General features: G+C 65.0%; 23 protein-coding genes. 7 read left to right on the top strand and 16 right to left on the bottom strand.

Features of this window, described 5'->3' with window-relative positions; genetic code table 11:
* The first annotated feature begins 35 nt into the window (after window positions 1-35).
* Window positions 36-866: an NAD(+) diphosphatase gene (nudC, locus tag ACIP21_RS03235; protein ID WP_400683878.1), complete on the top strand. Its 831-nt coding sequence runs from the start codon at window positions 36-38 to the stop codon at window positions 864-866.
* Here the strand turns inward: nudC and ACIP21_RS03240 are convergent.
* The 4 genes from ACIP21_RS03240 to ACIP21_RS03255 all read right to left on the bottom strand — a co-directional run bounded on the left by ACIP21_RS03240 (window position 834) and on the right by ACIP21_RS03255 (window position 4,973).
* Complete coding sequence (locus ACIP21_RS03240; RefSeq protein WP_400683880.1) at window positions 834-1,613, bottom strand: TSUP family transporter; 780 nt, start codon at window positions 1,611-1,613, stop codon at window positions 834-836. The genes nudC and ACIP21_RS03240 overlap by 33 nt on opposite strands.
* A gap of 164 nt (window positions 1,614-1,777) precedes the next feature.
* Entirely contained in the window at window positions 1,778-3,130 is a 1,353-nt protein-coding gene (locus ACIP21_RS03245) for a glutamine synthetase family protein (RefSeq protein ID WP_400683882.1), read from the bottom strand.
* Window positions 3,131-3,139: 9 nt separating this feature from the next.
* Window positions 3,140-3,691 (bottom strand): helix-turn-helix domain-containing protein, encoded by a 552-nt coding sequence (locus tag ACIP21_RS03250; RefSeq protein WP_400683884.1) that lies wholly within the window; start codon window positions 3,689-3,691, stop codon window positions 3,140-3,142.
* Window positions 3,684-4,973, bottom strand: coding sequence for an NAD(P)/FAD-dependent oxidoreductase (locus ACIP21_RS03255; RefSeq protein WP_400683887.1), 1,290 nt, complete (start codon window positions 4,971-4,973; stop codon window positions 3,684-3,686). The genes ACIP21_RS03250 and ACIP21_RS03255 overlap by 8 nt, the downstream gene beginning before the upstream one ends.
* A 219-nt stretch (window positions 4,974-5,192) precedes the next feature.
* Between ACIP21_RS03255 and ACIP21_RS03260 the strand changes: the two genes are divergently transcribed.
* The 3 genes from ACIP21_RS03260 (at window position 5,193) to ACIP21_RS03270 (ending at window position 8,380) form a co-directional block, all read left to right on the top strand.
* Window positions 5,193-6,080, top strand: a complete 888-nt coding sequence (locus ACIP21_RS03260) for a LysR substrate-binding domain-containing protein (RefSeq protein WP_400683889.1) — start codon at window positions 5,193-5,195, stop codon at window positions 6,078-6,080.
* Window positions 6,081-6,173: 93 nt separating this feature from the next.
* Complete coding sequence (aguA, locus tag ACIP21_RS03265) at window positions 6,174-7,283, top strand: agmatine deiminase (RefSeq protein WP_400683891.1); 1,110 nt, start codon at window positions 6,174-6,176, stop codon at window positions 7,281-7,283.
* Window positions 7,283-8,380, top strand: a complete 1,098-nt coding sequence (locus ACIP21_RS03270) for an extracellular solute-binding protein (RefSeq protein ID WP_400683894.1) — start codon at window positions 7,283-7,285, stop codon at window positions 8,378-8,380. The genes aguA and ACIP21_RS03270 overlap by 1 nt, the downstream gene beginning before the upstream one ends.
* 133 nt (window positions 8,381-8,513) lie before the next feature.
* Here the strand turns inward: ACIP21_RS03270 and ACIP21_RS03275 are convergent, their stop codons facing one another.
* The 8 genes from ACIP21_RS03275 to ACIP21_RS03310 all read right to left on the bottom strand — a co-directional run bounded on the left by ACIP21_RS03275 (window position 8,514) and on the right by ACIP21_RS03310 (window position 18,648).
* Window positions 8,514-10,466, bottom strand: a complete 1,953-nt coding sequence (locus tag ACIP21_RS03275; RefSeq protein WP_400684295.1) for a DNA topoisomerase III — start codon at window positions 10,464-10,466, stop codon at window positions 8,514-8,516.
* Between the two features lie 228 nt (window positions 10,467-10,694).
* Window positions 10,695-11,123, bottom strand: a complete 429-nt coding sequence (locus ACIP21_RS03280) for a GNAT family N-acetyltransferase (RefSeq protein ID WP_400683897.1) — start codon at window positions 11,121-11,123, stop codon at window positions 10,695-10,697.
* Window positions 11,116-12,282 (bottom strand): JmjC domain-containing protein, encoded by a 1,167-nt coding sequence (locus ACIP21_RS03285; RefSeq protein ID WP_400683900.1) that lies wholly within the window; start codon window positions 12,280-12,282, stop codon window positions 11,116-11,118. The genes ACIP21_RS03280 and ACIP21_RS03285 overlap by 8 nt, the downstream gene beginning before the upstream one ends.
* An 82-nt stretch (window positions 12,283-12,364) precedes the next feature.
* The gene (gene purB / locus ACIP21_RS03290) at window positions 12,365-13,735 is read right to left on the bottom strand and encodes an adenylosuccinate lyase (protein ID WP_400683903.1); all 1,371 of its coding nucleotides are present in this window, start codon (window positions 13,733-13,735) and stop codon (window positions 12,365-12,367) included.
* A 246-nt stretch (window positions 13,736-13,981) separates the two neighbouring features.
* The gene (gene hflD, locus ACIP21_RS03295) at window positions 13,982-14,608 is read right to left on the bottom strand and encodes a high frequency lysogenization protein HflD (protein WP_400683906.1); all 627 of its coding nucleotides are present in this window, start codon (window positions 14,606-14,608) and stop codon (window positions 13,982-13,984) included.
* Window positions 14,605-15,729, bottom strand: coding sequence for a tRNA 2-thiouridine(34) synthase MnmA (gene mnmA, locus ACIP21_RS03300; RefSeq protein WP_400683908.1), 1,125 nt, complete (start codon window positions 15,727-15,729; stop codon window positions 14,605-14,607). Before mnmA ends, hflD begins: the two co-directional genes overlap by 4 nt.
* 60 nt (window positions 15,730-15,789) lie before the next feature.
* On the bottom strand, window positions 15,790-16,230 hold the full coding sequence (locus ACIP21_RS03305; RefSeq protein ID WP_400683911.1) for an NUDIX hydrolase: 441 nt from the start codon (window positions 16,228-16,230) through the stop codon (window positions 15,790-15,792).
* Between the two features lie 192 nt (window positions 16,231-16,422).
* Window positions 16,423-18,648 carry an NADP-dependent isocitrate dehydrogenase gene (locus ACIP21_RS03310; protein ID WP_400683913.1) on the bottom strand — a complete coding sequence of 742 codons (2,226 nt, stop codon included), beginning with the start codon at window positions 18,646-18,648 and terminating at the stop codon, window positions 16,423-16,425.
* 427 nt (window positions 18,649-19,075) lie between these two features.
* Between ACIP21_RS03310 and icd the strand changes: the two genes are divergently transcribed.
* Window positions 19,076-20,332: an NADP-dependent isocitrate dehydrogenase gene (icd, locus tag ACIP21_RS03315; protein ID WP_400683915.1), complete on the top strand. Its 1,257-nt coding sequence runs from the start codon at window positions 19,076-19,078 to the stop codon at window positions 20,330-20,332.
* Window positions 20,333-20,402: 70 nt separating this feature from the next.
* Here icd and cspD read toward each other — a convergent pair whose 3' ends face one another.
* Window positions 20,403-20,654, bottom strand: coding sequence for a cold shock domain-containing protein CspD (gene cspD / locus ACIP21_RS03320; protein ID WP_400683918.1), 252 nt, complete (start codon window positions 20,652-20,654; stop codon window positions 20,403-20,405).
* Between the two features lie 228 nt (window positions 20,655-20,882).
* Here cspD and clpS point away from each other — a divergent pair, with 228 nt between their 5' ends.
* A complete protein-coding gene (gene clpS, locus ACIP21_RS03325) occupies window positions 20,883-21,245 on the top strand; it encodes an ATP-dependent Clp protease adapter ClpS (protein WP_016488124.1) in 363 nt (120 codons plus the stop codon).
* 30 nt (window positions 21,246-21,275) lie between these two features.
* Window positions 21,276-23,546 carry an ATP-dependent Clp protease ATP-binding subunit ClpA gene (gene clpA, locus ACIP21_RS03330; protein WP_400683921.1) on the top strand — a complete coding sequence of 757 codons (2,271 nt, stop codon included), beginning with the start codon at window positions 21,276-21,278 and terminating at the stop codon, window positions 23,544-23,546.
* Window positions 23,547-23,720: 174 nt separating this feature from the next.
* Here the strand turns inward: clpA and infA are convergent, their stop codons facing one another.
* The 3 genes from infA to aat form a co-directional block, all read right to left on the bottom strand.
* Window positions 23,721-23,939, bottom strand: a complete 219-nt coding sequence (gene infA, locus ACIP21_RS03335) for a translation initiation factor IF-1 (RefSeq protein WP_002553999.1) — start codon at window positions 23,937-23,939, stop codon at window positions 23,721-23,723.
* A gap of 100 nt (window positions 23,940-24,039) precedes the next feature.
* Complete coding sequence (locus tag ACIP21_RS03340) at window positions 24,040-24,747, bottom strand: arginyltransferase (protein ID WP_400683923.1); 708 nt, start codon at window positions 24,745-24,747, stop codon at window positions 24,040-24,042.
* A 55-nt stretch (window positions 24,748-24,802) separates the two neighbouring features.
* The gene (gene aat / locus ACIP21_RS03345) at window positions 24,803-25,483 is read right to left on the bottom strand and encodes a leucyl/phenylalanyl-tRNA--protein transferase (protein WP_400683926.1); all 681 of its coding nucleotides are present in this window, start codon (window positions 25,481-25,483) and stop codon (window positions 24,803-24,805) included.
* Window positions 25,484-25,791 lie beyond the last annotated feature (308 nt).

Raw genomic sequence — 25,791 nt, forward strand, 5'->3', positions numbered from 1 at the left:
ACAGCCGGGGGGCGCGCAGTCAGGAAACCCCCGACATGTCAGCACGCTGGATTACCGCAGTACTCGACCCGCAGATCACCGGGGGGCTGGCCGTGGCGCGCAGCCCGGACGGCTTCCTGGTGGACGCCAACGGCGCGCTGTTCCCGCGCGACTGGCTCAAGCGCCAGGAGCTGGAGGTATTGAGCGAGCACGGCATCGGTCATTTCGATGGTGAGCCTGTGTTCCTGCTCGAGCTGCGCAGCGCGGTCGAGGTGCCGGGCTGCAGCTGGCGCGGCCTGCGCAGTTTCATGCTCGAAGGCGATTTCGACACCTATAAAGTGCTGGGTTACGCCGCGCAGATCGGCACCTGGGCCCGCGAGCACCGCTTCTGCGGCAGCTGCGGCCAGGCCATGGCGCAGATCCGCTGGGAGCGGGCGATGTACTGCCAGCCCTGCGACCTGCGCAGCTACCCGCGCATTTCGCCGAGCATGATCGTGCTGGTGACCCGCGGCGACGAGATTCTGCTGGCCCGCTCGCCGCGCTTCGTGGCCGGGGTGTACAGCACCCTGGCGGGCTTCGCCGAGCCGGGCGAGTCGGCCGAGGACTGCCTGGTGCGCGAGGTGCGTGAAGAGGTGGCGGTGGAGGTGCGCAACATCCAGTACGTCGGCAGCCAGTGCTGGCCGTTCCCGCACTCGATGATGCTGGGCTTCCACGCCGAATATGCCGGTGGCGAGATCGTCATGCAGCCGGACGAGATCGAGGATGCCCAGTGGTTCAGCGTGCACGACTTGCCGCCGCTGCCGGCCGGGCGCTCCATCGCCCGTTACCTGATCGACCTTTACGTCGCGCGCCGCTCAGGCTTGCCCGAACCAGTGCTGCCACGCTAAACGAATGGTCAGCGCCAGCACCACGGTGATGAACACCGGGCGGATGAACTTGCTGCCGCCGCTGATCGCCGTGCGTGCGCCGAAGAAGGCACCGACCATCACCGACAGGCCCATGCACAGGCCGACGATGTAGTCCACCTGCCCGGAAATGACGAACACCGTCAGTGCCGCGATGTTGCTGACGAAGTTCATGCTGCGCGCCACGCCGCTGGCGCGGACCAGGTCGATGGGGTAGAGCAGCAGGGTACTGACGGTCCAGAACGCGCCGGTGCCCGGGCCGGCGACACCGTCGTAGAAGCCCAGGGTGAAGCCCTGTGGCAGCTGCCACTTTTTCCCGATCGGCGCATCGGCATCCAGCGGCGCCTTGGGGGTGCCGCCGAACAGCAGGTAGATGCCACAGGCGAAGACGATCACCGGCAGCATCTTGTTCAGCCATTCGGCCGGCATGTAGTGGGCGATCACCGCGCCGATCGAAGCACCGACCAGCGTGGCGAACAGTGCCGGGCGCCACTGTGCTGGGTGGAACAGCTTGCGCCGGTAGTAGGTGAAGCCGGCGGTGGCCGAGCCGAAGGTCGAGCTGAGCTTGTTGGTGCCCAGTACCAGGTGTGGCGGCATGCCGGCGGTGAGCAGCGCCGGGGTGGTCAGCAGGCCGCCGCCGCCGGCGATGGCATCGATGAAACCGGCGACGAAGGCGACCAGGGCCAGGATCAGCAGGGTGAGGGGTTCTACGGTGAGTTCGAAGGGCATGGTGGTCTGGCAGATGGGGGCAGGGCGAAGCCGGACATGGTAATCCTGGCAGAGATGGGTTGCCAGTGCCGGCCTCTTCGCGGGTAAACCCGCTCCCACAGGTAATGCACAAGGCTTGAGTGCATGTGGGAGCGGGTTTACCCGCGAAGGGGCACACACCTATGTCAAAGGAACCACCGGTACTCCCGCGCACTGACCTCCTGCATGAAGGCCAGATGGTCCTGGCGCTTGTTCTCGCAATACACCATCACGAACTCTTCCCCCAAACCCTCGTTCACCGCCGCATGCCCGCGCATGGCCGCGACCGCACTCAACATGTCCTTGGGAAAATCGATACCACTGCCACGGTCCTCGTTCAGTGGCGCGATCGGCTCCTGCCCGGCATCCAGCCCATGTTCCATGCCACACAGGATCGCCGCCAGCACCAGGTACGGGTTGGCATCCGCCCCCGCCAGCCGGTGCTCAATGCGCAGGTTGCGCGCATCCGATTCAGGAATGCGAATGCACGCGTCGCGGTCCTCGAAGCCCCAGCTCGCACGGCTGGCCGCATTGACCATGGCACCGTAGCGGCGCATGGCATTGTGGTTGGCGGCGAAGATCGGCATGCAGTGCGGCAGCCACGCCAGGCAGCCGGCCACGGCATGGCGCAGTGAACGCTGCTGGTCGGCGGCCAGCAGGTTGTTGCCAGCGCTGTCGTACAGGCTGACATGCACATGCATGCCGCTGCCCGGTGCCTGCAAGTAGGGCTTGCTCATGAACGAGGCGCGCTGCCCATGCTTCAAGGCGACGCCACGGGTGCTGCGGCAGAACAGGGCGGCCCAGTCGGCCGCCTGCAAGCCGTCGTCGCAGTGGCCGAAGTTGATCTCGAACTGGCCTGGGCCGAGTTCGGCGGTGATCACGTTGGCGTCGATACCCTGGAGGTTGGCGGTTTCGACCATGTCGCGGAGCACGTCGCTGAAGCGCGACAGCCGCTCGATGTGCATGTTTGGCTGATCGTCCGGGTCATCGCTGAACGGGTCACGGGGGTATTGCGGCAGGCCTTGCCTGAGCGCCCGGTCGAACAGGTAGAACTCCAGCTCGAACGCCACCACCGGGCGAATGCCGCGTCGCTCCAGGCGCCGCAGTACGCGGGCGAGCACTTCCCGGGGTTCGAACTCGATGGGTGCGGCGGTGCCGTCGGAGGTGATCAGCATCTGGCCGAGCGGTTCGCGTTCCCAGGTCACCGGCTTCAGCGTGCCGGGCACCAGGCGGCGCAGGGCATCCGGGTCGCCGTCGTTGAAGCAGTAGTCGCCGATCTGGAACAGCCCACCTTGTGCGCCCAACAGCACGCAGTTCTGCGGCAGTTTCAGCGGGCTGCCGGCGGCGACCTTTTCCAGCATGTCGATGGGGTAGCGCTTGCCATAGAAGTGCCCGGGTATGTCCAGGCTGAGCAGGTCGATGTGCCGGATCTCGGGGTAGCGGGCCCGGAACGCGCGGACTTCACTGAGCAGGTCGGGAAAGCCTGTTGTTGGGGTCATGGGGTGCTCTCATCGGAATACCCAGAGGACGCGGGTCGTCTGGTCGGTCAGGTTGGCGTAGCGGAAGCGGCGGTTGGGCGGCAGCTGGAAGCTGTCGTTGGCGTTGAGCACCACGGCCTGTTCGTCACTGGCGAGCCAGAGGGTCAATTGGCCTTCAAGGACGAAGCCGCCTTGCTCGGAGCTGTCGTTCAGGTGCCCCTCGCCGCTGCTGGCGCCGGGTGCCAGGTGGCTTTCGAGCATGGCGAAGCGGCCGTTGAGGGTGGGTGACACCAGCACGTCGCTGATGCCTTCGGCGTAGTACAGCGTGCGCCGCTCGCCGGGGCGGGTGACCCAGTCCAGCACGGGCGGTTGGCTGGCCTGGTAGAAGTAGGTGGTCGGCACCTGCAGGGCTTCGCTGATCGCCGTCAGGTCGGCCACGGTCGGTTGCGACAGGCCGCGCTCGACCTGGGACAGGAAGCCCAGCGAGCGCTTGACCTTGCCTGCCAGTTCGTCGAGGGTCAGCCCGCGGTGCTTGCGCAGGTCGCGGATCAGCAGGGCCAGGCCCTGGGCGTCTTCAGACATGGTCGCGCATCCGGTACCAGGCCTTGGCCGCCGCTTCCAGGGGCGCCGCCAGCAGGTCGCCGCCGGGGAAGCGGCCGTTGTCGATGCCCTGGTACAGCGTCAGCAGGTCGTCGTCACCCAGGATTGCATCGCTTACCGCCCGCGCCGCAGCCAGGGTCGGTAGCACGCCATGGCCGGAGAACCCTTGCAGCCAGTAGCGCTGGCCTTCGCGGCCGATGTCCGGGGTGCGCTGGATACTGCAATCGATGTGGCCGCCCCAGGCGTAGTCGATGGCCACGCCGGCCAGTTGTGGAAACACCCGTTCCAGGTAGGGGCGGGTGGCGCTGGCGACGTCCTTGGGGATGCCGCCCAGGTAGGTGCAGCCGCCGCCGAACAGCAGGCGCTGGTCTGGGGTGAGGCGGAAGTAGTCGGGGACGAACTGGTTGTCGATCACGCAGCTGTTGCGCGGCAGCAGCGAGCGGGCGACCTCGGCCTCCAGCGGCGCGGTGGCCACCTGGTAGGAGCCGACCGGCAGCAGGCGCCGCGACAGGCGGCGGTCGAGGCGGTCGATGTAGGCGTTGCAGGCCAGTACCAGGACACCGCAGCGTACCTCGCCATGCTCGGTGCGGGCGGTATGGCCGTGGGTCGTGGCTTGGTAGTCGAGCACCTGGCTCTGCTCGAATATCCGACCGCCGTGGGCTTCGATCGTCGCCGCCAGGCCCTGGGCCAGTTTCAGCGGATTCAGGTGGGCACCTTTGGCATCGTACAGCGCGGCCTGGTAGCGCGGGCTGTCGATCCATTGCGGCAGTTCGTCCCGGCCAATCAGGCGCAGGGCGTCGTAGCCCCATTTGTGTTCGGCGTCGTGCAGGGCTTCTTCGAGCAGCTTGACCCGCCGTGGCAGGACGGCGGTCCACAGGCTGCCGAGGCGGTAATCGATGTCGAAGCCATGGCGGTCAGGCAGTTCGCGCAGCTCGTCGGCGGCCCAGCACATGCTGGCCCACAGGCGCCGAGTGCGTTCCGCGCCCAGGGCCTTTTCCAGCGGTGGCATGTCGCAGGACCAGCCGAGCAGGGCCTGGCCACCGTTGCGCCCGGAGGCGGCCCAGGCCACCCGGCTGGCTTCCAGCAGGGTCACGCGCTTGCCGGCCAGGGCCAGGCGCAGGGCCGTGTGCAGGCCGCTGAAGCCGGCGCCGACGATCAGCACGTCGGTGTCGTGGGCGCCTTGCAGGGTTGGGCGCAAAGGGATGCTGGCGGGGTAGGTCTGGGCGTAGTAGCTGGCGACGTGCTGGGCGGACTGCTTGAACATGCCGGGCCTCGTGAAATTTATTGTGGTTATTTTCATGAAAATCTAGCAGAGGATTTTCATGGCGCCAGGTTGTTTGTCTTTGGCTGTATATTTTGGGGCTGCTGCGCAGCCCTTTCGCGACACAAGGCCGCTCCTACAAGCATCCGCGATTGCCGTAGGAGCGGCCTTGTATCGCGAAAGGGCCGCAAAGCGGCCCCCGAGTCCCTCACAGGAAAACCCATGCGCCGCCTGCCTTCCCTGACCGCCCTGCGCACCTTCGAATGCGCGGCCCGCCACGGCCACTTCGGCCGGGCCGCCGCCGAGCTGTGCGTCACCGACAGCGCCGTCAGCCACCAGATCCGCCAGCTCGAGGACCAGCTTGGCGTCGCCCTGTTCGAACGCGTCGGTCGCCAGGTGCGCCCCAGCGCCGAAGCCGAGCGCCTGCTGCATCATCTGCAGCAGGCCTTCGAGCTGATCGGCAAGGCCTGCGACGAACTGCGCGACCCGGCGTCCCAGGCGGTGCTGCGGGTCGCGGTGACCGCCGAGCTTGCGCAGAAATGGCTGGTGGCACGCCTGGCCGATTTCAGCAGCCGCCACCCGCACATCACCCTGCACCTGCACGACCAGCCGATCGACGCGGGTGCTCCGGCGCTGGACGTCGACCTGGCCATCACCTATGGCACCAGCACCCTGGACGCCAGCACCCACTTCGTCCGGCCCTTGCCGCTACTGCAGTTCTTTCCCGTGTGCAGCCCGGGCCTGTTCAACCAGGGTGGCCTCAAGCGCCCGCGCGACCTGGTGCGCCATTGCTTGCTGCACGACGACCAGGATGGCCGCACCTGGACCACCTGGCTGGCGACCCACGCCGAGGACGCCTTGCCTACCCGCCAGCTGTACTTCCCCCACGCGGCGCTGGCGCTGGAGGCGGCGCTGCTGGGGCAGGGGGTGGCGATGGGCGACAACCTGACCTGCCAGGCCGACCTGCAAGGCGGTCGCCTGGTGCGCCCGTTCAGTGCCAGCGTCACTGCCCAGGGCCAGTACGCGCTGGTATGCGAGCGGCTGCGCCTGGAGCGTGCGCCGGTGGCCGACTTCATCGAATGGTTCATCGAACAGTTGGGCGATAGCTGAATTCAATTCACCTATCGCTGAGTTTTCATCGTTGGATGCTGCCAGCGCGGCGGCGTAGCGTTCGGTCATCACTCACCGACCCGAGGTTGACCCATGGCACGTTCCCTCACCACCACCCCGAAAGCCGACGGTTTCCGCTTGCCCGGCGAATTCGAGCGCAAGGCCGGCTGCTGGCTCGGCTGGCCGGAGCGCCCGGATGTGTGGCGCAATGGCGCCAAGCCTGCGCAAAAGGTCTGGGTCGAGATCGTCACCGCCATCGCCTCCAGCGAGCCGGTCACCGTGTGTGCCTCGGCCGCCCAGTACGCCAATGCCCGGCGCCTGCTGCCGCCCCAGGTACGGGTGGTGGAGATGAGCTGCAACGACACCTGGTTCCGCGACAGCGGCGCCTGCTTCGTGGTCAACGACAGCAGTGGTGAGGTGCGCGGCGTCGACTTCGAGTTCAACGCCTATGGCGGCCTGGATGGCGGCCTCTACTACCCCTGGGACAAGGACGACCAGATCGCCCAGAAGATCCTCGAAATCGAAAACCTGGACCGTTACCGCGCCCCATTGATCGCTGAGCTCGGCGGCATCCAGAGCGATGGCCAGGGCAGCCTGCTGACCACCGAGCAGTGCCTGCTCAACCGCAACCGCAATGCCCATCTGGGCAAGCCCGAGGTGACCCGCCGGCTACAGGACTACCTGGGCGCCGAGCAGGTGATCTGGCTGCCGCGCGGCTGCAAGTTCGACGAGACCGACGGCCATGTGGACGACCTGGCGTGTTTCGTGCGCCCCGGCGAGGTGGTGCTGCAATGGACCGACAACCGCGACGACCCGCAGTGGGAAATCTACCAGGAGGCCTACGACATCCTGCGCAGTACCCGCGATGCCCGTGGCCGTGAACTCAAGGTGCACAAGCTGCCCCAGCCCGACGTGCTGGAGTGGACCGCCGAGGAAGCGGCCGGGCTCGACCAGGTCGAGGGTACCCACCTTCGTGAAGCCGGTACTCGCATCTGCGCCTCGTACATCAACTACTACGCTGGCAATTCGGCCATCGTCGTGCCGCTGTTCGGTGACCGTAACGACGCCATCGCCCAGGCGACCCTGGCGGAGCTGTTCCCCGAGCAGCGCATCATCGGCATCGAAAACTCCCGCGAAATCCTGCTCGGTGGCGGCAACGTCGCCTGCATCACCATGCCGCAGTACGCCGGAGGTCGCCGCTGATGAAACTGCCTGCACTGGCGGCTGCGGTCGCCCTGGGCTGCGCGGCGTCGGCGGCCCAGGCGGCCGACGCCCAACAGCCGACCGTCAACCTGTACATCTGGGGCGAATACCTTGCCCCTGATACCCTGACCCATTTCGAGAAGGAAACCGGCATACGGGTGGTGGCCGACCATTTCGATTCGCTGGAAACGGCCGAGACCAAGCTGCTGACCGGGGGCAGCGGCTACGACCTGGTGCTCACCGCTGGGCAGCATTTGAGCCGGGCCATCGCCAGCGGCGCCCTGCAGCCACTGGACAAGGCCCGGCTGCCGCACCTGGCGGGCATCGGCGAGGAATTTCGCCAGCACATGGCGCTGTTCGACCCGGGTAATCGCTATGCCGGTACTTATGCCTGGGGCACCACCGGGGTGGGTTACCAGCAGCAGGCCGTGAACGCACGCCTGGCCGGTGCACCGCTGGACAGCTGGGCGATGCTGTTCGACCCGCAGGTGGTGGCCAGATTCGCTGATTGCGGGGTGAGCCTGCTCAACGACCCCAACGAAGTGTTCGCCGCGGTGATGCGCTACATGGGGCTGGACATCAACCAGCAACGCCTCGAGGACCTGAAGGCGGCAGAGGTGCAGTTGCGCAAGGTGCGCCCGTACATCCGCTACTTCGACAACGACCGCAACATCAACGACCTGGCCAATGGTGAAACCTGCGTGGCGATGTCGTGGAACGGCAACGTGGCCATCGCCCAAGGGCAGGCGCAGCAGGCGGGCAAGGCGTTCGGCCTGGACTACAGCATTCCCAGGGAGGGCACGTTGATCTGGCTGGATGCGCTGGTGGTGCCCAAAGATGCGCCGCATCCGGAGGCGGCCTGGCAGTTGATGGATTACCTGATGCGGCCGGAGGTGATTGCGCCGATTACCGACACCATTCACTACGCCAACGCGATCACGGCGGCGGATGGGCTGGTGGATGCGCAGATACGCGCGGCGCCGGGGACCTATCCGCCGGTAGAGGTGCGGGCGCGGTTGTATGGCAAGAATGACAATGGCAAGGCGTTCAACCGCGAGCTGACCCGGGCGTTCAGCCGGTTGAAGAGTGGCACCTAGGCAGTGAGTTGGGTTGCCTGTGATGGCCTCTTCGCGGGTAAACCCGCTCCCACAGGTACTGCACAGGCCCTGAAGGCAGTCAGATCCCTGTGGGAGCGGGCTTGCCCGCGAAAAGGCCAGTGCAGGCAGCCTGTCAACTTGAAGCTTTGCGCCTTGGTTTGCGGGCAGCGGTCTTGCCTTCGGTTGCCTTGGCTTTGCCGCCACCGCTGCGCCGTTTCTTCTTCCACGGCGCCGCCTTGCCCACCGCTGGCCCGCTGATGGTCATGCGCATCCCCCGGCAACGCTCGACCAGCTTGCCCATCCACGCCGACTGCCGGGCGACGAACTCTTCCAGGCTCATCTCGCCGCTCTGCACCATGTCCAGCGCCTGCTCCCAGATTGCCGTGGTGCCGGGGTCGGCGATGGCGCGGGGCACGGCGTCGATCAGGCTGAAGGCGGCCGGGGTGGCGGCCAGGGCCTTGCCGTTCTTCACCAGGTAACCACGGTCGAGCAGGCCCTGGATGATGCTGGCGCGGGTGGCTTCGGTGCCGATGCCGGTGGTTTCCTTGAGTTTCTGTTTCAACCGCGGGTCGTCCACCAGCTTGGCGACGTTCTTCATCGCCTTGATCAGGTCGCCTTCGGTAAAGGGCTTTGGCGGCTGGGTCCACAGGTCTTTCAGTTGCAGGCCCTGCACGTTGCAGTCCTGGCCTTCGCGCAGTGCCGGCAGCACCTGGGCTGGCGCAGCTTCGCGGCCTTTGGCCGGGGTCAGTGCCTCGGGCAGGGCGCGGCGCCAGCCAGGCTCGACGATCTGCTTGCCAACCGCGCGCAGGGCGTGGCTGGCGCAATCGAACTCGGCCTGGGTGCGGTCGTATTCGTGGTTGGGCAGGAACTGCGCCAGGTAGCGCGCGCGGATCAGGGTGTAGACCGCCTTGTGCTTGGCCGGCAAGCGCGACGGGTCGCTGGCGGCGACGGTGGGGATGATGCCGTGGTGGGCGCTGACCTTGGCGTCGTTCCAGGCGCGGGAGCGGCGCTGCGCTTCGAGGTGCGGCTGCAATGGGGCCAGGCTGGCGTCGGCGCGTTGCAGCGCCGCGAGAATGGCCGGCGCTTCGCCGTGCTGGCTGACCGGCAGGTAGCCGCAGTCGCTGCGTGGGTAGGTGATCAGCTTGTGGGTTTCGTACAGCGCCTGGGCGATGTCGAGGGTTTCCTGGGCGCCGAGGCCGAACTTCTTCGAGCACAGCTCCTGCAGGGTGCCGAGGTCGAAGGGCAGGGGCGCGGCTTCGCGCACGCGCTCGGTGGCGACCTTGAGCACCCTGGCCGTGCCGGCGTTGTGCATGTCGGCGGCAGCCTGCTGGGCCAGCGCCTGGTTCAGGCAGCGGCCCTGGTCGTCGCAGGCGTCTTCCGGCGCCCGCCATTGGGCGTTGAATGCCTGGCCAGCCGCTTCGAGCTGCACGTCGATGGCCCAGAACGGCACCGGCACGAAGTCGGCGATGCTGCGGTCGCGGTCCACCACCAGGCGCAGGGTCGGGGTCTGCACCCGGCCCACCGGCAACACGCCCTGGTAGCCGGACTGGCGGCCGAGCAGGGTGAACAGGCGGCTCATGTTCATGCCGATCAGCCAGTCGGCGCGCGAGCGGCCCAGCGCCGAGTGGTACAGGGTGAAGGTGTCCTGGCCGGGCAGCAGGCGCGCCAGGGCCTTGCGGATCGAGGCGTCGTCCAGGGCCGACAGCCACAGGCGCTGGATCGGGCCGCGGTAGCGGCAGTGCTCGACCAGTTCACGGGCGATCATCTCGCCCTCGCGGTCGGCGTCGGTGGCGATCACCAGCTCGCGGGCTTCGCCGAGCAGGCGCTTGACGGCCTTGAACTGGCTTGCGGTCTTGGGCTTGACCAGCATCTTCCATTTATCCGGGATGATCGGCAGGTCGGCCAGGTTCCAGCGTTTGTAGCGTTCGTCGTAGCTGTCGGGCGGGGCGGTTTCCAGCAGGTGGCCGATGCACCAGGTCACGCAGACATCGGTGCCTTGCCAGCAGCCGTCGGCCTTGCGGTTGGCGCCTAGGACCTTGGCGATGTCTTTGGCCTGAGAGGGTTTTTCGCAGAGGAACAGGCGCATGGCCGGGAACGCTTCATCGGGGGTGATGGGTACTAGGATGCGCAAGCGGGGGCGCAGAGGCAAGTTTTATCTGGATGGATGTACAGGGTTTTGTCAGGAGGTGTGTTCTTACCTGTACCGGCCTCTTCGCGGGTAAACCCGCTCCCACAGGTACGGCACAGCTTTCAGAGTCTGTGGTATCACTGTGGGAGCGGGTTTACCCGCGAAAGGGCCGGTGCAGGTTTGCGATCAGGCGCGCGAGTCGCGCACCATGTCCACGTGCGGGATGCCGGCTTCGAGGAATTCCTCGCTGACCACCCGGAAGCCCAGCCGCTCGTAGAACGGCGTGGCATGCACCTGGGCGCTGAGCATCTGCTGCTTCAGGTCACGGTTCTGCGCTTCGGCGATCACCGCATGCATCAGCGCATCGCCGACCTTCAGGCCGCGCCAGTCCTTGAGCACCGATACCCGGCCGATGGTACCGTCGGGCAGCAGGCGGGCGGTACCGATCGGGTAATCGCCTTCCAGGGCCAGGAAGTGGGCAGCGGTCGGGTCATCCGAATCCCACTCCAGCTCCGGCGGCACATGCTGCTCGGCAACGAACACGGCTTCGCGGATGCGCCGGATGTCGGCGTTGTCCTTGTGCCAGTCGGCGAGGCGCACACGAATCTTATTCATTGGCGAATCCCAGGCTTCCTTGTTTGATCAACTGCTGGATGAGCATAAGGCCATCTTCGTCCTGCAACCACTGCTCAAGGTTTTCGATGTGTAACGCGTCGGCGGCGCACACCAGCTTCAGCAGCTCGCGCAGCTTGGCCGGCAGCGGGCAGCTGCGGCCGCTGGCGAACAGCATCAGGTCGTCGTTGAGCTCGGACCAGGCCATGCGCGCGCTCGGGTTGCGGATCAGGATGGCGCCGTCTTCCAGGGCCTCGACCAGCTCGTCCTCGTCCAGCTCTTCGCCGCTGACCTGCTCCGGGTAGCGTGGCTCGGTCATGAACTGGCCGAACCAGGTCAGCAGCAGGTCCTTGTCGTTGGTGTGCTTGTCGATCAGCGCCTTGAGGCGGTCGAGGGCGTCGTGCTGGATCTGGTGCGGGTCGCTGGCAGGCTGGGCGTCGGCGTCGCTGTAGCGCTCTTCTTCCGGGAGGAACTGGCCGAGGAAGTCGGTGAAGTGGGTCAGCACTTCGGCGGCGCTCGGCGCGCGGAAGCCGACCGAGTAGGTCAGGCAGTTGTCCACGGCAACACCGTAGTGGGCCAGGCGCGGCGGCAGGTAGAGCATGTCGCCCGGCTCCAGGGTCCACTCTGCGCTCTGCTCGAACTCGGCGAGGATGCGCAGGTCGGCGTGCTCCAGCAGCGGGCTGTCGCTGTTGCACATCTGGCCGACTTTCCAGTTGCGCTCGCCGTGGCCCTGCAGGAGGAACACGTCGTAGTTGTCGAAGTGCGGGCCGACGCTGCCGCCCGGGGTGGCGAAGCTGATCATCACGTCATCGATGCGCCAGCTCGGCAGGAAGCGGAAGTGCTCCAGCAGTTCGGCCACTTCCGGGACGAACTGGTCGACGGCCTGCACCAGCAGGGTCCAGTCCTGTTCCGGCAGCTCGGCGAAGGTGTCTTCGCTGAACGGGCCGCGGCGCAGTTCCCACGGGTGGGCGCCGTGCTCGAGGACGATGCGCGACTCGACTTCCTCTTCCAGGGCCAGGCCGGCCAGCTCGTCGGGGTCGATCGGGCTTTCGAAGTCCGGGAACGCCTGGCGCACCAGCAGCGGCTTCTTCTGCCAGTAGTCGCGCATGAATTCGCGGGCCGAGATGCCGCCGAGCAGCTGCAGTGGAGTATCAGGATTCATGTTCAACCTATTGAAAAAACGTAATTTTCGTCCGGGAATAAAAACGCCCGGCTAGGCCGGGCGTTGCAACGCGACGGTCAGCTTAGATGCGTTTGGCCTGGGCTGCCGCGTTACCGATGTAGGTAGCGGGGGTCAGCAGCTTCAGTTCGGCCTTGGCGTCGGCAGGCATGTCGAGGCCATCGATGAAGGTCAGCAGCGCGTCTGGCGTGATGCCCTTGCCACGGGTCAGCTCCTTGAGCTTCTCGTAGGGGTTCTCGATATTGAAGCGGCGCATCACGGTCTGGATCGGCTCGGCGAGGACTTCCCAGCAGGCGTCCAGGTCGGCGGCGATGCGCGCCTGGTTGACTTCCAGCTTGCCGATGCCCTTGAGGCTGGCTTCATAGGCGATGACGCTGTGGGCGAAGCCCACGCCCAGGTTGCGCAGCACGGTGGAGTCGGTCAGGTCACGCTGCCAGCGCGAGATCGGCAGCTTGCTGGCCAGGTGCTGGAACAGCGCGTTGGCGATGCCCAGGTTGCCTTCGGAGTTCTCGAAGTCGATCGGGTTGACCTTGTGCGGCATGGTCGAGGAGCCGATTTCGCCGGCCACGGTCTTCTGCTTGAAGTAGCCCAGCGAGATGTAGCCCCAGACGTCGCGGTCGAAGTCGATGAGGATGGTGTTGAAGCGGGCGATCGCGTCGAACAGCTCGGCGATGTAGTCGTGCGGCTCGATCTGGGTGGTGTATGGGTTGAACTGCAGGCCCAGCTCGTCTTCGATGAAGGCGCGGGCATTTGCTTCCCAGTCGATCTGCGAGTAGGCCGACAGGTGGGCGTTGTAGTTGCCCACGGCGCCGTTGATCTTGCCCAGCAGCGGCACGGCGGCGACCTGGGCGATCTGGCGCTCCAGGCGGTACACGACGTTGGCCAGCTCCTTGCCCAGGGTGGTCGGCGAAGCCGGCTGGCCGTGGGTGCGCGACAGCATCGGCACGTCGGCGTGGGCGTGGGCCAGGGCGCGGATGGCGTCGGCGATCTGGCGCATCAGCGGCAGCAGCACGTCGTCACGGCCGGCGCGCAGCATCAGCGCGTGGGACAGGTTGTTGATGTCCTCGCTGGTGCAGGCGAAGTGGATGAACTCGCTGACCTTGGCCAGCTCAGGCAGCTGGGCGGCCTGCTCCTTGAGGAGGTATTCGATCGCCTTGACGTCGTGGTTGGTGGTGCGCTCGATTTCCTTGACGCGTTCGGCGTGCTCGAGCTTGAAGTCGGTGGCCAGGCTGTCCAGCAGGGCGTTGGCTTCGGCGGAGAACGCCGGCACTTCGCCGATCTGTGGGTGGGCGGCCAGGCGCTGCAGCCAGCGCACTTCGACCAGGGCGCGGAAACGGATCAGGCCGAATTCGCTGAAGATGGGGCGCAGGGCCTGGGTTTTGCCGGCGTAACGGCCGTCTACAGGGGAAACCGCAGTGAGCGAAGAAAGCTGCATGGGGTGTTCTCGGACAGTCAGGCTTTTGGAAGGGCGCATATCATACATGAAATTCGCGCCCGGGTCGGGTGGCTGACCAAAGGTCGGCCCTTGAAAGCGTGTCGCGGTCCCTGTGTAGGAGCGGCCTTGTGTCGCGAAAGGGGCGCGCAGCGGCCCTGAATTCTTCGCCCCAGCACAGATCGCCGGGGCTGCTGCGCAGCCCTTTCGCGACACAAGGCCGCTCCTACCCAGGGTTGGGCGTCGCCTTCAGGAAGGCGAGCGCATCATGTCGTACAGTTCGTTGAGCAGCTTGCGCCGGCTGAACACCAGCTGCCAGCGGTGCCCGCCGAGCTGGCGCCACAGGCGCGCGGCGCGGATGCCGGCGAGCAGCAGGGCGCGGATCTTCGAGGCGTTGCTGGCCTGCTGCAGGAAGCGCATGTCGCCGTGCACCTGGATGCGCTGGCGCAAGGTGCTCAGGGTGTCCTGGTACAAGGCTCCGCTGGAAGCGATGACGTTTTCGTGAACCAGGCCGAAATGTTCGGCCTGGGACTGGATCTGCGGCAGGCGGTTGCCGATGGTGTCGAGCAGGTCGCCGCGCTTGTTCAGCTGGCGTTCGAGGTTGAGCATCGACAGGGCATAGCGCAGCGGCTCGCGCTGCAGGCTGCTGGGGTCGCGCTCCAGGGCGCCGACCAGCGCGCGGTAGCCGTCGCGCAGGTTGAGGTCGTCGCCGCCGAACACTTCCAGGGTGTTGTTCGGGTCGCGTACCAGCAGGCTGCCGAGCATGCAGCCGATGTTGGCCTCGCTGGCCTGGCCGGTGCGGGCGATGCGGTCGACCAGCACGGCGGCCTGGAACACGCCGCCCAGGGCAATCAATTGCTCCTGCAGGTTGCTCATGCGCGCGGGCTCCACGGCTCGGCAGTTTCGATCACACCGCCGCCCAGGCACACTTCGCCATCATAGAACACCACCGACTGGCCCGGGGTCACCGCGCGCTGCGGCTCGTCGAACACGGCGCGGTAGCCGCTTTCGGTGAGTTCCAGGGTGCACTGCTGGTCGCCCTGGCGGTAGCGTACCTTGGCGGTGAGCTGGCGCGGGCTGCTCAGGTCGATCGGGTTGACCCAGAAGATCTGCGAGGCGAGCAGGGCGCGGGAGAACAGCCATGGGTGTTCGTTGCCCTGGCCGACCACCAGCACGTTGCGGGTCAGGTCCTTGTGCAGCACGTACCACGGCTCGTCGCCGGCGTCCTTGAGGCCGCCGATGCCCAGGCCCTGGCGCTGGCCGATGGTGTGGTACATCAGGCCATGGTGGCGGCCGATCACGTCGCCGTCGGTGGTTTCGATGTTGCCTGGCTGGGCCGGCAGGTACTGCTTGAGGAAGTCGCTGAAGCGGCGCTCGCCGATGAAGCAGATGCCGGTGGAGTCCTTCTTCTTGGCGGTGGCCAGGCCGTGTTTTTCGGCGATGGCGCGGACCTCGGGCTTTTCCAGCTCGCCGACCGGGAACAGGGTGCGGGCGATTTCCTTGCCGCCGACGGCGTGCAGGAAGTAGCTCTGGTCCTTGTTCGGGTCCAGGCCCTTGAGCAGTTCGGTCAGCTCGCCAGTGTCGCGGCGGCGCACGTAGTGGCCGGTGGCGATCAGGTCGGCGCCCAGCGACAGGGCGTAGTCGAGGAACGCCTTGAACTTGATTTCGCGGTTGCAGAGGATGTCCGGGTTGGGCGTGCGGCCGGCCTTGTACTCTTCGAGGAAGTGCTCGAACACGTTGTCCCAGTATTCGGCGGCGAAGTTGGCGGTGTGCAGCTTGATGCCGATGCGGTCGCACACGGCCTGGGCGTCGGCCAGGTCTTCACGGGCGGTGCAGTATTCGGTGCCGTCGTCTTCTTCCCAGTTCTTCATGAACAGCCCTTCCACCTGGTAGCCCTGTTCCATGAGCAGAAGGGCGGAGACGGAAGAGTCCACGCCGCCGGACATGCCGACGATGACGCGGGTCTTGGCGGGGTCTTTGAGTGCTGGGCTGGTCATGGGTACCGGTGTGTATCTGAGGGGGAAAAACGCCGATTCTATCAAAACCGGCGCGGCGCGTCAGTCGCGCAGCAGCTCGAGGCTGTGCAGCGGGCCCTTGAGGTAGTCGTCTAGGCAGCGCGGCACCAGCTCGCTGCGCCAGCGGGAGGGGTCGGCCAGCAGCTCGTCGCGGGTCAGCCACACGGCGCGGACGATGTCGCTGTCCAGGGCGAGGTCGGCGTGGTGGCGCACGGGGCGGGCGGCGAAGCAGATGCGCTGGTAGGTCACGCCGTTGCTGGGGGCGGTGTAGAGGTAGATGCCGACCACGCCGGTGAGCTCGACTTCCCAGGCGGTTTCCTCGAGGGTTTCGCGCAGGGCGGCCTGGGGCAGGGTCTCGTTCGGTTCGAGGTGGCCGGCGGGCTGGTTGAAGACGTGCTGGTTGGCTTTGAATTCCTCGACGAAGAGGAACTTGCCCTCGTGCTCGACGATGGTGGCGACGGTGATGTGGGGTTGCCAGGTCATGAAAAACTCCTTAAGGGCTTGGCGCGGGCCTTGTGGGGGCGGGGTTACCCGCGAATGCGTCGGTGCATTGAACATCGCATTCGCGGGTAAAACCGCTCCCACAGGTTTCGCGCTGGCCGCTGGAAATCATTGATCCAGAAAGCACAAACCCCGGTGCGTGGCCGGGGTTTGTGCTGTTACTTCAAGCGAACCTTACAGGGCGGCAATGGCGCTGTTCAGGGTCTGGCTCGGGCGCATCACCTTGGCGGTCAGCGCGGCATCCGGGGCGTAGTAGCCGCCGATGTCGGCTGGCTTGCCCTGGACGGCGTTGAGCTCGGCGACGATGGTCTCCTCGTTCTCGGTCAGGGTCTTGGCCAGTGGGGCGAAGCGTGCCTGCAGGGCGGCGTCGTCGCTCTGGGCAGCCAGGGCCTGGGCCCAGTACAGGGTCAGGTAGAAGTGGCTGCCGCGGTTGTCGATACCGCCGACCTTGCGCGAAGGCGACTTGTTGGTGTCGAGGAACTTGCCGGTGGCCTGGTCCAGGGTGTTGGCCAGGACCTTGGCGCGCGGGTTGTCGTAGGTGTTGCCCAGGTGCTCCAGGGAAGCGGCCAGGGCCAGGAATTCACCCAGCGAGTCCCAGCGCAGGAAGTTCTCTTCCACCAGTTGCTGAACGTGCTTGGGCGCCGAACCGCCAGCACCGGTCTCGAACAGGCCACCGCCGTTCATCAGCGGCACGATCGACAGCATCTTGGCGCTGGTGCCCAGCTCCATGATCGGGAACAGGTCGGTCAGGTAGTCGCGCAGCACGTTGCCGGTCACCGAGATGGTGTCCTTGCCTTCGCGGATGCGGGCCAGGGAGAACTTGATGGCGTCGACCGGGGCCAGGACGCGGATGTCCAGGCCAGCGGTGTCGTGGTCCTTCAGGTACTTCTGCACCTTCTCGATCATCACGCCGTCGTGGGCGCGGGCCGGGTCCAGCCAGAACACCGCCGGGGTGTTGCTCAGGCGGGCACGGTTGACGGCCAGCTTGACCCAGTCCTGGATCGGCGCGTCCTTGGTCTGGCACATGCGGAAGATGTCACCGGCCTCGACGTTCTGCTCCAGCACGACCTTGCCCTGGCCATCGACCACACGGACGACGCCGTCGGCCTGGATCTGGAAGGTCTTGTCGTGGGAGCCGTACTCTTCGGCCTTCTGCGCCATCAGGCCGACGTTCGGCACGCTGCCCATGGTGGTCGGGTCGAAGGCACCGTTGACCTTGCAGTCTTCGATGGTGGCCTGGTAGATGCCGGCGTAGCAGCGGTCCGGGATGATCGCCTTGGCGTCCTGCAGTTCACCGGCGGTGTTCCACATCTTGCCCGAGTCACGGATCATCGCTGGCATCGAGGCGTCGACGATGACGTCGCTCGGCACGTGCAGGTTGGTGATGCCCTTGTCGGAGTTGACCATGGCCAGGGCCGGACGCTCGGCGTACAGGGCCTGGATGTCGGCTTCGATCTCGGCCTGCTTTTCGGCTGGCAGGTCCTTGATACGGGCGTACAGGTCGCCGATGCCGTTGTTGGCGTTGAAGCCAACCTGGGCCAGGGCGGCGGCGTGCTTGGCCAGCACGTCGTTGTAGAACTCCTCGACGATGACGCCGAACATGATCGGGTCGGAGACCTTCATCATGGTGGCTTTCAGGTGCACCGACAGCAGCACGCCGGCGGCCTTGGCATCGGCGATCTGCTCGGCGATGAAGGCTTTCAGGGCCTTGCGGCTCATGGTGGCGCAGTCGACGATTTCGGCAGCTTTGACGGCGGTCTTGGCTTTCAGCACGGTGGTGCTGCCGTCTTTGCCGACCAGCTCGATGCGCAGGCTGTCGTCAGCCTCGATCAGTGCGGCTTTTTCGCTGCCGTAGAAGTCGCCTTTGCTCATGTGGGCAACGTGCGACTTGGAGTCGGCGGCCCAGGCGCCCATCTTGTGCGGGTGCTTGCGCGCGTAGTTCTTGACCGACAGCGGTGCGCGGCGGTCGGAGTTGCCTTCGCGCAGCACCGGGTTCACGGCCGAACCCTTGATGCGGTCGTAGCGCGCGCGGGATTCTTTCTCGGCCTCGGTGGCCGGCTCGTCGGCGTAGTCAGGGATGTTGAAGCCCTTGCCTTGCAGTTCCTTGATCGCGGCCTTGAGCTGCGGTACCGAGGCGCTGATGTTCGGCAGCTTGATGATGTTGGCTTCGGGGGTGGTAGCCAGCTGGCCCAGTTCCGCCAGGTGATCGCCTACTTGCTTCTCTGCGCCCAGTTGCTCCGGGAAGGCGGCAAGGATGCGGCCGGCCAGGGAGATATCGCGGGTTTCGACGGCGATGTCAGCCGAAGCGGTGAAGGCTTCGACGATCGGCAGCAGCGAGTAGGTGGCGAGGGCGGGGGCTTCGTCGGTGAAGGTATAGATGATCTTGGAACGGGTGGGCATGCGGGTTAACTCTCTGTGTGCTGAGCGTGCTCGAGTCTCGTGTTGCGCAGGGTAGGCGCATCGCCCTGGCAACGCCATGAGCGGAAAGTCGAGAGGCTGCGAGCTGTGATGGTGGATGCATCAGTCGAGCGTCAATGCTGAACTGCGGTAACAGTCCAGACTTTTCTGGCCAGGCTTTCAGGCCATTCCTGGCCAAGGGCGGTCCGCATTTTCCTGGGATTCGCCCCGATGACCCTTCGGTCGCGGCGCAGTATACCAAACCATTCGGGTTAATCAGCAAGGCCAAGTGGCATCGTTGCCATTTATAAGACCAAAGACGTAGGGGCAATGTGGTGTATTGCCGCAGTGCTTGCAGGTCGACGGATGTGGTTTAGGCTCATTGGATCGCACGATGTCCAATCACACCCGACAGCGGAGTAGTGCAAGCATGGGATACCAGAAAATCAAGGTTCCGACCGACGGCGCCAAGATCACCGTCAATGCAGACCATTCGCTCAACGTTCCTGACAACCCGATCATCCCCTATATAGAAGGCGACGGGATTGGCGTCGATGTCTCGCCCGTGATGATCAAGGTGGTCGATGCCGCGGTACACAAGGCCTACGGCGGCAAGCGCAAGATCGCCTGGATGGAGGTGTATGCCGGCGAGAAGGCCACCCAGGTGTACGACCAGGACACCTGGCTGCCCCAGGAAACCCTGGATGCGGTGAAAGACTACGTGGTGTCGATCAAGGGGCCGCTGACCACCCCGGTCGGCGGCGGCATCCGCTCGCTCAACGTGGCCCTGCGCCAGCAGCTGGACCTGTATGTGTGCCTGCGCCCGGTGCTGTGGTTCCAGGGCGTGCCGAGCCCGGTGAAAAAGCCCGGCGACGTAGACATGGTGATCTTCCGCGAGAACTCCGAGGACATCTACGCCGGCATCGAGTGGAAGGCCGGCTCGCCGGAAGCGAACAAGGTGATCAAGTTCCTCAAGGAGGAAATGGGCGTCACCAAGATCCGCTTCGACCAGGACTGCGGCATCGGCGTCAAGCCGGTCTCCCGCGAGGGCACCAAGCGCCTGGTTCGCAAGGCCTTGCAGTACGTGGTGGACAACGACCGCGAGTCACTGACCCTGGTGCACAAGGGCAACATCATGAAGTTCACCGAAGGCGCCTTCAAGGACTGGGGCTACGAGGTGGCCCGCGACGAGTTTGGTGCCGAGCTGCTCGATGGCGGCCCGTGGATGAAATTCAAGAACCCGAAAACCGGACGCGAAGTGATCGTCAAGGACGCCATCGCCGACGCCATGCTCCAGCAGATCCTGCTGCGCCCGGCCGAGTACGACGTGATCGCCACCCTCAACCTCAACGGTGACTACCTGTCCGACGCCCTGGCGGCGGAGGTGGGCGGCATCGGCATCGCGCCGGGCGCCAACCTTTCCGACACGGTGGCCATGTTCGAGGCCACCCACGGTACCGCGCCCAAGTATGCCGGGCAGGACAAGGTCAACCCGGGGTCGGTGATTCTTTCGGCGGAGATGATGCTGCGGCACATGGGCTGGACCGAGGCGGCCGACCTGATCATCAAGGGCACCAATGGCGCGATTGCGGCCAAGACCGTGACCTATGACTTCGAGCGCTTGATGGATGGGGCGACGCTGGTGGGCAGTTCAGGCTTTGGCGATGCGATGATCAAGCATATGTAGGGCGATACAAAACCGGCCGCTGCGGTAAAGTAGCGGCCGGTTTTTTCGTATACCGGCAGAGCGAAATGGGTCATGCGTTACTGGTGACGGCCTCCGGAGTGACAGCTGCCTTCGTGGTCACGAGGTTGATGATATTGACCGCGTGATTGCCTTTGGGGCCCTGCAGGATATCGAAACTCACTGCCTGGCCGGCTTTCAGGGTCTTGTAGCCGTCCATCTGGATGGCTGAGTAATGCGCGAACAAGTCCTCGGTCTTACCGTCTTCATTGATGAATCCGTAGCCCTTGGCATTGTTGAACCACTTGACTTTACCGCTTGCCATCCCTATGTCCCTCTGCAAAGGACTCCATCACTGGAGTATCATCCACTTCATCCGCATACGAACCTGCGAAAATCGGGTTGACTGCGCGGATCTTTATCGACCACGGTGGGTTCTTATTGGTTGTAACACCGTTTTGCCGATAGTCAAGGTCACGCGGCGCCTGCGCTGGCGGCGGCCTCGACGGCCAACCCACAACCTTAACCTGTCGCTCATGATGAAATTCTTTCCATGCATGCACCCAGTGAGATTCGACTAACATTCAATCAGGATCGCCCGCAAACGAACGAGGACGACGGCTCAGGTCTTGCCGTTCAGGAAGCCAAGCCGATCCTGCAGGCGCCACCGATGTACAAGGTGGTTTTGTTCAACGATGACTACACGCCGATGGATTTCGTCGTCGAAGTGCTCGAAACGTTCTTCAGTCTGAACCGCGAGCTGGCGACCAAGATCATGCTGACCGTCCATACCGAGGGGCGGGCAGTGTGCGGATTGTTTACCCGTGACATCGCCGAAACAAAGGCCATGCAGGTCAACCAATACGCCAGGGAAAGCCAGCATCCGCTACTCTGTGAAATCGAGAAGGACGGTTAATCGCCGACCACTTGGGTATGAGGTGAAGCTATGTTAAACCGCGAGCTCGAAGTCACCCTCAATCTTGCCTTCAAGGAGGCCCGTTCGAAACGTCATGAGTTCATGACCGTCGAACATCTGCTGCTGGCACTCCTTGACAATGAGGCTGCTGCGACCGTTCTGCGCGCCTGTGGCGCCAATCTCGAAAAGCTCAAGCATGACCTGCAAGAGTTCATCGATTCCACCACACCCCTGATCCCCGTCAACGACGAAGACCGCGAAACCCAGCCGACCCTGGGCTTCCAGCGTGTACTGCAGCGTGCCGTGTTCCACGTGCAAAGCTCCGGCAAGCGTGAAGTCACCGGTGCCAACGTGCTGGTGGCGATCTTCAGCGAACAGGAAAGCCAGGCCGTGTTCCTGCTCAAACAGCAGAGCGTGGCCCGCATCGACGTGGTCAACTACATCGCCCACGGCATCTCCAAGGTGCCTGGCCACGGTTCGCACAGCGAAAGCGAACAGGAAATGCAGGACGAAGAGGGCGGCGAAACCTCCTCTTCGAGCAACCCGCTGGATGCCTATGCCAGCAACCTGAACGAGCTGGCCCGTGCCGGCCGTATCGACCCGCTGGTGGGTCGCGAGCAGGAAGTCGAGCGTGTGGCACAGATCCTTGCCCGCCGGCGCAAGAACAACCCTCTGCTGGTGGGCGAGGCCGGCGTCGGCAAGACCGCCATCGCCGAAGGCCTGGCCAAGCGCATCGTCGACGGCCAGGTGCCCGACCTGCTGGCGCAGAGCGTGGTCTACTCGCTGGACCTGGGCGCGCTGCTGGCCGGTACCAAGTACCGCGGCGACTTCGAGAAACGCTTCAAGGCGCTGCTCGGCGAGCTGCGCAAGCGCCCGCAGGCGATCCTGTTCATCGACGAGATCCACACCATCATCGGTGCCGGCGCGGCGTCGGGCGGGGTGATGGATGCGTCCAACCTGCTCAAGCCACTGCTGTCGTCGGGTGAGATCCGTTGCATCGGCTCGACCACCTTCCAGGAATTTCGCGGCATCTTCGAGAAGGACCGTGCCCTGGCGCGGCGCTTCCAGAAGGTCGATGTCAGCGAGCCTTCAGTGGAAGACACCGTCGGCATCCTGCGCGGCCTGAAGGGGCGCTTCGAGAGCCACCACAACATCGAGTACAGCGACGAAGCCCTGCGCGCCGCCGCCGAGCTCGCCTCGCGCTACATCAACGATCGCCACATGCCCGACAAGGCCATCGACGTGATCGACGAAGCTGGCGCCTACCAGCGCCTGCAGCCCGAGGCCAACCGGGTCAAGCGCATCGACGTGCCGCAGGTCGAGGACATCGTCGCCAAGATCGCGCGGATTCCGCCGAAGCATGTCACCAGTTCCGACAAGGAGCTGCTGCGCAACCTGGAGCGTGACCTGAAGCTGACCGTGTTCGGTCAGGACCAGGCCATCGACTCGCTGGCCACCGCCATCAAGCTGTCCCGCGCGGGCCTCAAGTCGCCGGACAAGCCGGTCGGTTCGTTCCTGTTCGCCGGCCCTACCGGCGTCGGCAAGACCGAAGCGGCGCGGCAGCTGGCCAAGGCCCTGGGAGTTGAGCTGGTGCGCTTCGACATGTCCGAGTACATGGAACGGCACACCGTGTCGCGCCTGATCGGTGCACCGCCAGGCTACGTCGGCTTCGACCAGGGCGGCCTGCTGACCGAAGCGATCACCAAGCAACCGCACTGCGTGCTGCTGCTCGATGAGATCGAGAAGGCCCACCCGGAAGTCTTCAACCTGCTGCTGCAGGTGATGGACCACGGGACCCTGACCGACAACAACGGGCGCAAGGCTGACTTCCGCAACGTGATCCTGATCATGACCACCAACGCCGGCGCCGAAACCGCCGCGCGGGCCTCGATCGGCTTCACCCATCAGGACCACGCGTCCGATGCCATGGAAGTCATCCGCAAGAGCTTCACGCCGGAGTTCCGCAACCGTCTGGACACCATCATCCAGTTCGGCCGCCTGAGCACCGAGACCATCAAGAGCATCGTCGACAAGTTCCTCATCGAACTGCAGGCGCAGCTGGAGGACAAGCGTGTGCTGCTGGAAGTCAGCGATGCCGCCCGCGGCTGGCTGGCGGTGTCCGGCTACGACGTGCAGATGGGTGCACGGCCGATGGCGCGGCTTATCCAGGACAAGATCAAGCGGCCGCTGGCCGAGGAGATCCTGTTCGGCGAGCTGGCCGAGCATGGCGGTGTGGTGCACGTCGACTTGCGCGATGGTGAGCTGGTGTTCGATTTCGAGACAACGGCTGAGGTGGCTTGATAGGGCTGGGCTGTGCCTGTGGGAGCGGCTTTAGCCGCGAACACCGGTGCAGCCGGTGCCAGCTAACGCGTTGGTTTCTTCGCGGGTAAGCCCGCTCCCACTGGGGGCGGGTAAGTCTGTGCAGACAGGCACAAAAAAGCCCGGCACATGGCCGGGCTTTTTCATGGCTTGAGCTTAGCGCGCACGGTAGGTGATGCGGCCCTTGCTCAGGTCGTACGGCGTCAGTTCGACGCGGACCTTGTCGCCAGTGAGAATACGGATGTAGTTCTTGCGCATCTTTCCGGAGATGTGCGCGGTTACGACGTGCCCGTTTTCCAACTCCACGCGGAACATGGTGTTGGGCAGGGTGTCGACGACAGTACCTTCCATTTCGAAGCTGTCTTCTTTCGACATGCAGTAGAGCCCTCGGATCCAGTGTTGGCCCGACGCATATCCGCACCGGGCAAAAAGTGGCGTGGATTATGCCCGAAAACTGTGTGTCAAGCCAATGCTTTCAGTTGAGGGTGACCCAGCGCTGGTTTATCAGCAATTCGATGGGCCGGTACTGCGTCTTGTAGTTCATTTTCTTGCAGTTCTTGATCCAGTAGCCCAGGTACACCGCCTCCAGGTCCTGGCGCAGGGCTTCGGTGATCTGCCAGAGGATGGCGAAGCGGCCCAGGCTGCGGCGTTCTTCGTCCGGCTCGTAGAAGGTGTACACCGCCGACAGGCCGTTGGGCAGCAGGTCGCAGACGGCGATGGCCAGCAGCCGGCCCTCCAGGCGGAACTCGTAGAACCAGCAGAACGGCAGGTCGCGCACCAGGAAGGTGGAAAACTGGTCGCGGCTGGGCGGGTACATGTCGCCATCGGCGTGGCGCGTCTCGATGTAGCGCCGGTACAGGTCGAAGTACTCTTCCTTGAACGCCGGCCGCGCCGCGGTCACCGTCAGGTCGGCGTTGCGCTTGAGGATGCGCCGCTGCTGGCGGTTGGGGATGAACCGCGCGGCGGGAATGCGCGCCGGCACGCAGGCATTGCAGTTCTGGCAGTGCGGGCGGTACAGGTGGTCGCCGCTGCGGCGAAAACCCATTTCCGACAGGTCGGCATACACGTTCACGTCCATCGGCTGGCTCGGGTCGAGAAACAGTGTGGTCGCCTGTTCGTCCGGCAGGTAGCTGCAGGAGTGGGGTTGAGTGGCATAGAACTTCAGCCGCGCCAGCTCTGTCATGATCAACCCCTCGGTGAGACTTTGATTTAAGTGTATGCCAGCTGGCAGAACTCGCCTAGCAAACCCAGCTGGCGCTGTTGGGCTGGTCGAGGTGGCCGGCCAGGTAGCCGGCGAACTCGGCCCGGCTGATGGCGCGGGCGCCGAGGCTGTGCAGGTGGTTTGTCGGCATCTGGCAATCGATCAGCACGAAACCGGCCTCGCGCAGGTGCTCGACCAGGGTCACGAAGCCGACCTTGGAGGCGTTGTCGGCGCGGCTGAACATCGATTCGCCGAAGAACAGCTGGCCCATGGCCAGGCCGTACAGGCCGCCGACCAGCTCACCGTCCTGGCGCACCTCCACCGAATGGGCGAAGCCGCGGCGGTGCAGCTCGCAATAGGCGTCGCGCATAGTCTGGGTGATCCAGGTGCCGTCTGCATAGTCGCGGGGCGCGGCGCAAGCGTCGATCACGGCGGCGAAGTCGCGGTCGAAGCTGACCTGGTAGCGGCCCTGGCGCAGCAGCTTGGCCAGCGAACGCGACACGTGCAGCTCGCCCGGGAACAGCACCGTGCGCGGGTCCGGGGACCACCAGAGGATCGGCTGGCCGTCCGAGTACCAGGGGAAGCAGCCGTGGCGATAGGCCTGCACCAGGCGTTCGGGGCTCAGGTCGCCGCCGGCGGCGAGCAGGCCGTTGGGGTCGTGCAGGGCCTTTTCCAGGGGCGGGAAGGTCAGCGAGTCGCGAGTCAGCCAGGTGAGCATGGTCTATCGTGCGGTGGGGGAGGGGAGCGGGCAGCATGGCTTGCGTGCACGGCAGGGTCAATGGTTGCGGCCTCTTCGCGGGTAAACCCGCTCCCACAGGTATCGCGCCGGCCTTGAGGACGGTGGAGTACCTGTGGGAGCGGGTTTACCCGCGAAGAGGCCGCTGCAGGCAACAAAATAGGCAATTTCCTACGCATTCATGAAACCTTAGGCACCATCCGCGGCATTTGCTGTCACACCTGTGCAAAAACACAGCATAAGCCTTTGTCACAAAAGAAAATGCATGCTCAAATTGCACCTATACGAAA

This window comes from Pseudomonas sp. NPDC089401, assembly GCF_044749485.1.
Taxonomy (GTDB): Bacteria; Pseudomonadota; Gammaproteobacteria; order Pseudomonadales; family Pseudomonadaceae; genus Aquipseudomonas.

What these genes read in the sequence shown, in the direction of transcription:
- nudC (WP_400683878.1), top strand. Translation starts at nt 36, where the DNA reads ATGTCAGCACGCTGGATTACCGCAGTACTCGACCCGCAGATCACCGGG.
- ACIP21_RS03240 (WP_400683880.1), bottom strand. Translation starts at nt 1,613, where the DNA reads ATGCCCTTCGAACTCACCGTAGAACCCCTCACCCTGCTGATCCTGGCC.
- ACIP21_RS03245 (WP_400683882.1), bottom strand. Translation starts at nt 3,130, where the DNA reads ATGACCCCAACAACAGGCTTTCCCGACCTGCTCAGTGAAGTCCGCGCG.
- ACIP21_RS03250 (WP_400683884.1), bottom strand. Translation starts at nt 3,691, where the DNA reads ATGTCTGAAGACGCCCAGGGCCTGGCCCTGCTGATCCGCGACCTGCGC.
- ACIP21_RS03255 (WP_400683887.1), bottom strand. Translation starts at nt 4,973, where the DNA reads ATGTTCAAGCAGTCCGCCCAGCACGTCGCCAGCTACTACGCCCAGACC.
- ACIP21_RS03260 (WP_400683889.1), top strand. Translation starts at nt 5,193, where the DNA reads ATGCGCCGCCTGCCTTCCCTGACCGCCCTGCGCACCTTCGAATGCGCG.
- aguA (WP_400683891.1), top strand. Translation starts at nt 6,174, where the DNA reads ATGGCACGTTCCCTCACCACCACCCCGAAAGCCGACGGTTTCCGCTTG.
- ACIP21_RS03270 (WP_400683894.1), top strand. Translation starts at nt 7,283, where the DNA reads ATGAAACTGCCTGCACTGGCGGCTGCGGTCGCCCTGGGCTGCGCGGCG.
- ACIP21_RS03275 (WP_400684295.1), bottom strand. Translation starts at nt 10,466, where the DNA reads ATGCGCCTGTTCCTCTGCGAAAAACCCTCTCAGGCCAAAGACATCGCC.
- ACIP21_RS03280 (WP_400683897.1), bottom strand. Translation starts at nt 11,123, where the DNA reads ATGAATAAGATTCGTGTGCGCCTCGCCGACTGGCACAAGGACAACGCC.
- ACIP21_RS03285 (WP_400683900.1), bottom strand. Translation starts at nt 12,282, where the DNA reads ATGAATCCTGATACTCCACTGCAGCTGCTCGGCGGCATCTCGGCCCGC.
- purB (WP_400683903.1), bottom strand. Translation starts at nt 13,735, where the DNA reads ATGCAGCTTTCTTCGCTCACTGCGGTTTCCCCTGTAGACGGCCGTTAC.
- hflD (WP_400683906.1), bottom strand. Translation starts at nt 14,608, where the DNA reads ATGAGCAACCTGCAGGAGCAATTGATTGCCCTGGGCGGCGTGTTCCAG.
- mnmA (WP_400683908.1), bottom strand. Translation starts at nt 15,729, where the DNA reads ATGACCAGCCCAGCACTCAAAGACCCCGCCAAGACCCGCGTCATCGTC.
- ACIP21_RS03305 (WP_400683911.1), bottom strand. Translation starts at nt 16,230, where the DNA reads ATGACCTGGCAACCCCACATCACCGTCGCCACCATCGTCGAGCACGAG.
- ACIP21_RS03310 (WP_400683913.1), bottom strand. Translation starts at nt 18,648, where the DNA reads ATGCCCACCCGTTCCAAGATCATCTATACCTTCACCGACGAAGCCCCC.
- icd (WP_400683915.1), top strand. Translation starts at nt 19,076, where the DNA reads ATGGGATACCAGAAAATCAAGGTTCCGACCGACGGCGCCAAGATCACC.
- cspD (WP_400683918.1), bottom strand. Translation starts at nt 20,654, where the DNA reads ATGGCAAGCGGTAAAGTCAAGTGGTTCAACAATGCCAAGGGCTACGGA.
- clpS (WP_016488124.1), top strand. Translation starts at nt 20,883, where the DNA reads ATGCATGCACCCAGTGAGATTCGACTAACATTCAATCAGGATCGCCCG.
- clpA (WP_400683921.1), top strand. Translation starts at nt 21,276, where the DNA reads ATGTTAAACCGCGAGCTCGAAGTCACCCTCAATCTTGCCTTCAAGGAG.
- infA (WP_002553999.1), bottom strand. Translation starts at nt 23,939, where the DNA reads ATGTCGAAAGAAGACAGCTTCGAAATGGAAGGTACTGTCGTCGACACC.
- ACIP21_RS03340 (WP_400683923.1), bottom strand. Translation starts at nt 24,747, where the DNA reads ATGACAGAGCTGGCGCGGCTGAAGTTCTATGCCACTCAACCCCACTCC.
- aat (WP_400683926.1), bottom strand. Translation starts at nt 25,483, where the DNA reads ATGCTCACCTGGCTGACTCGCGACTCGCTGACCTTCCCGCCCCTGGAA.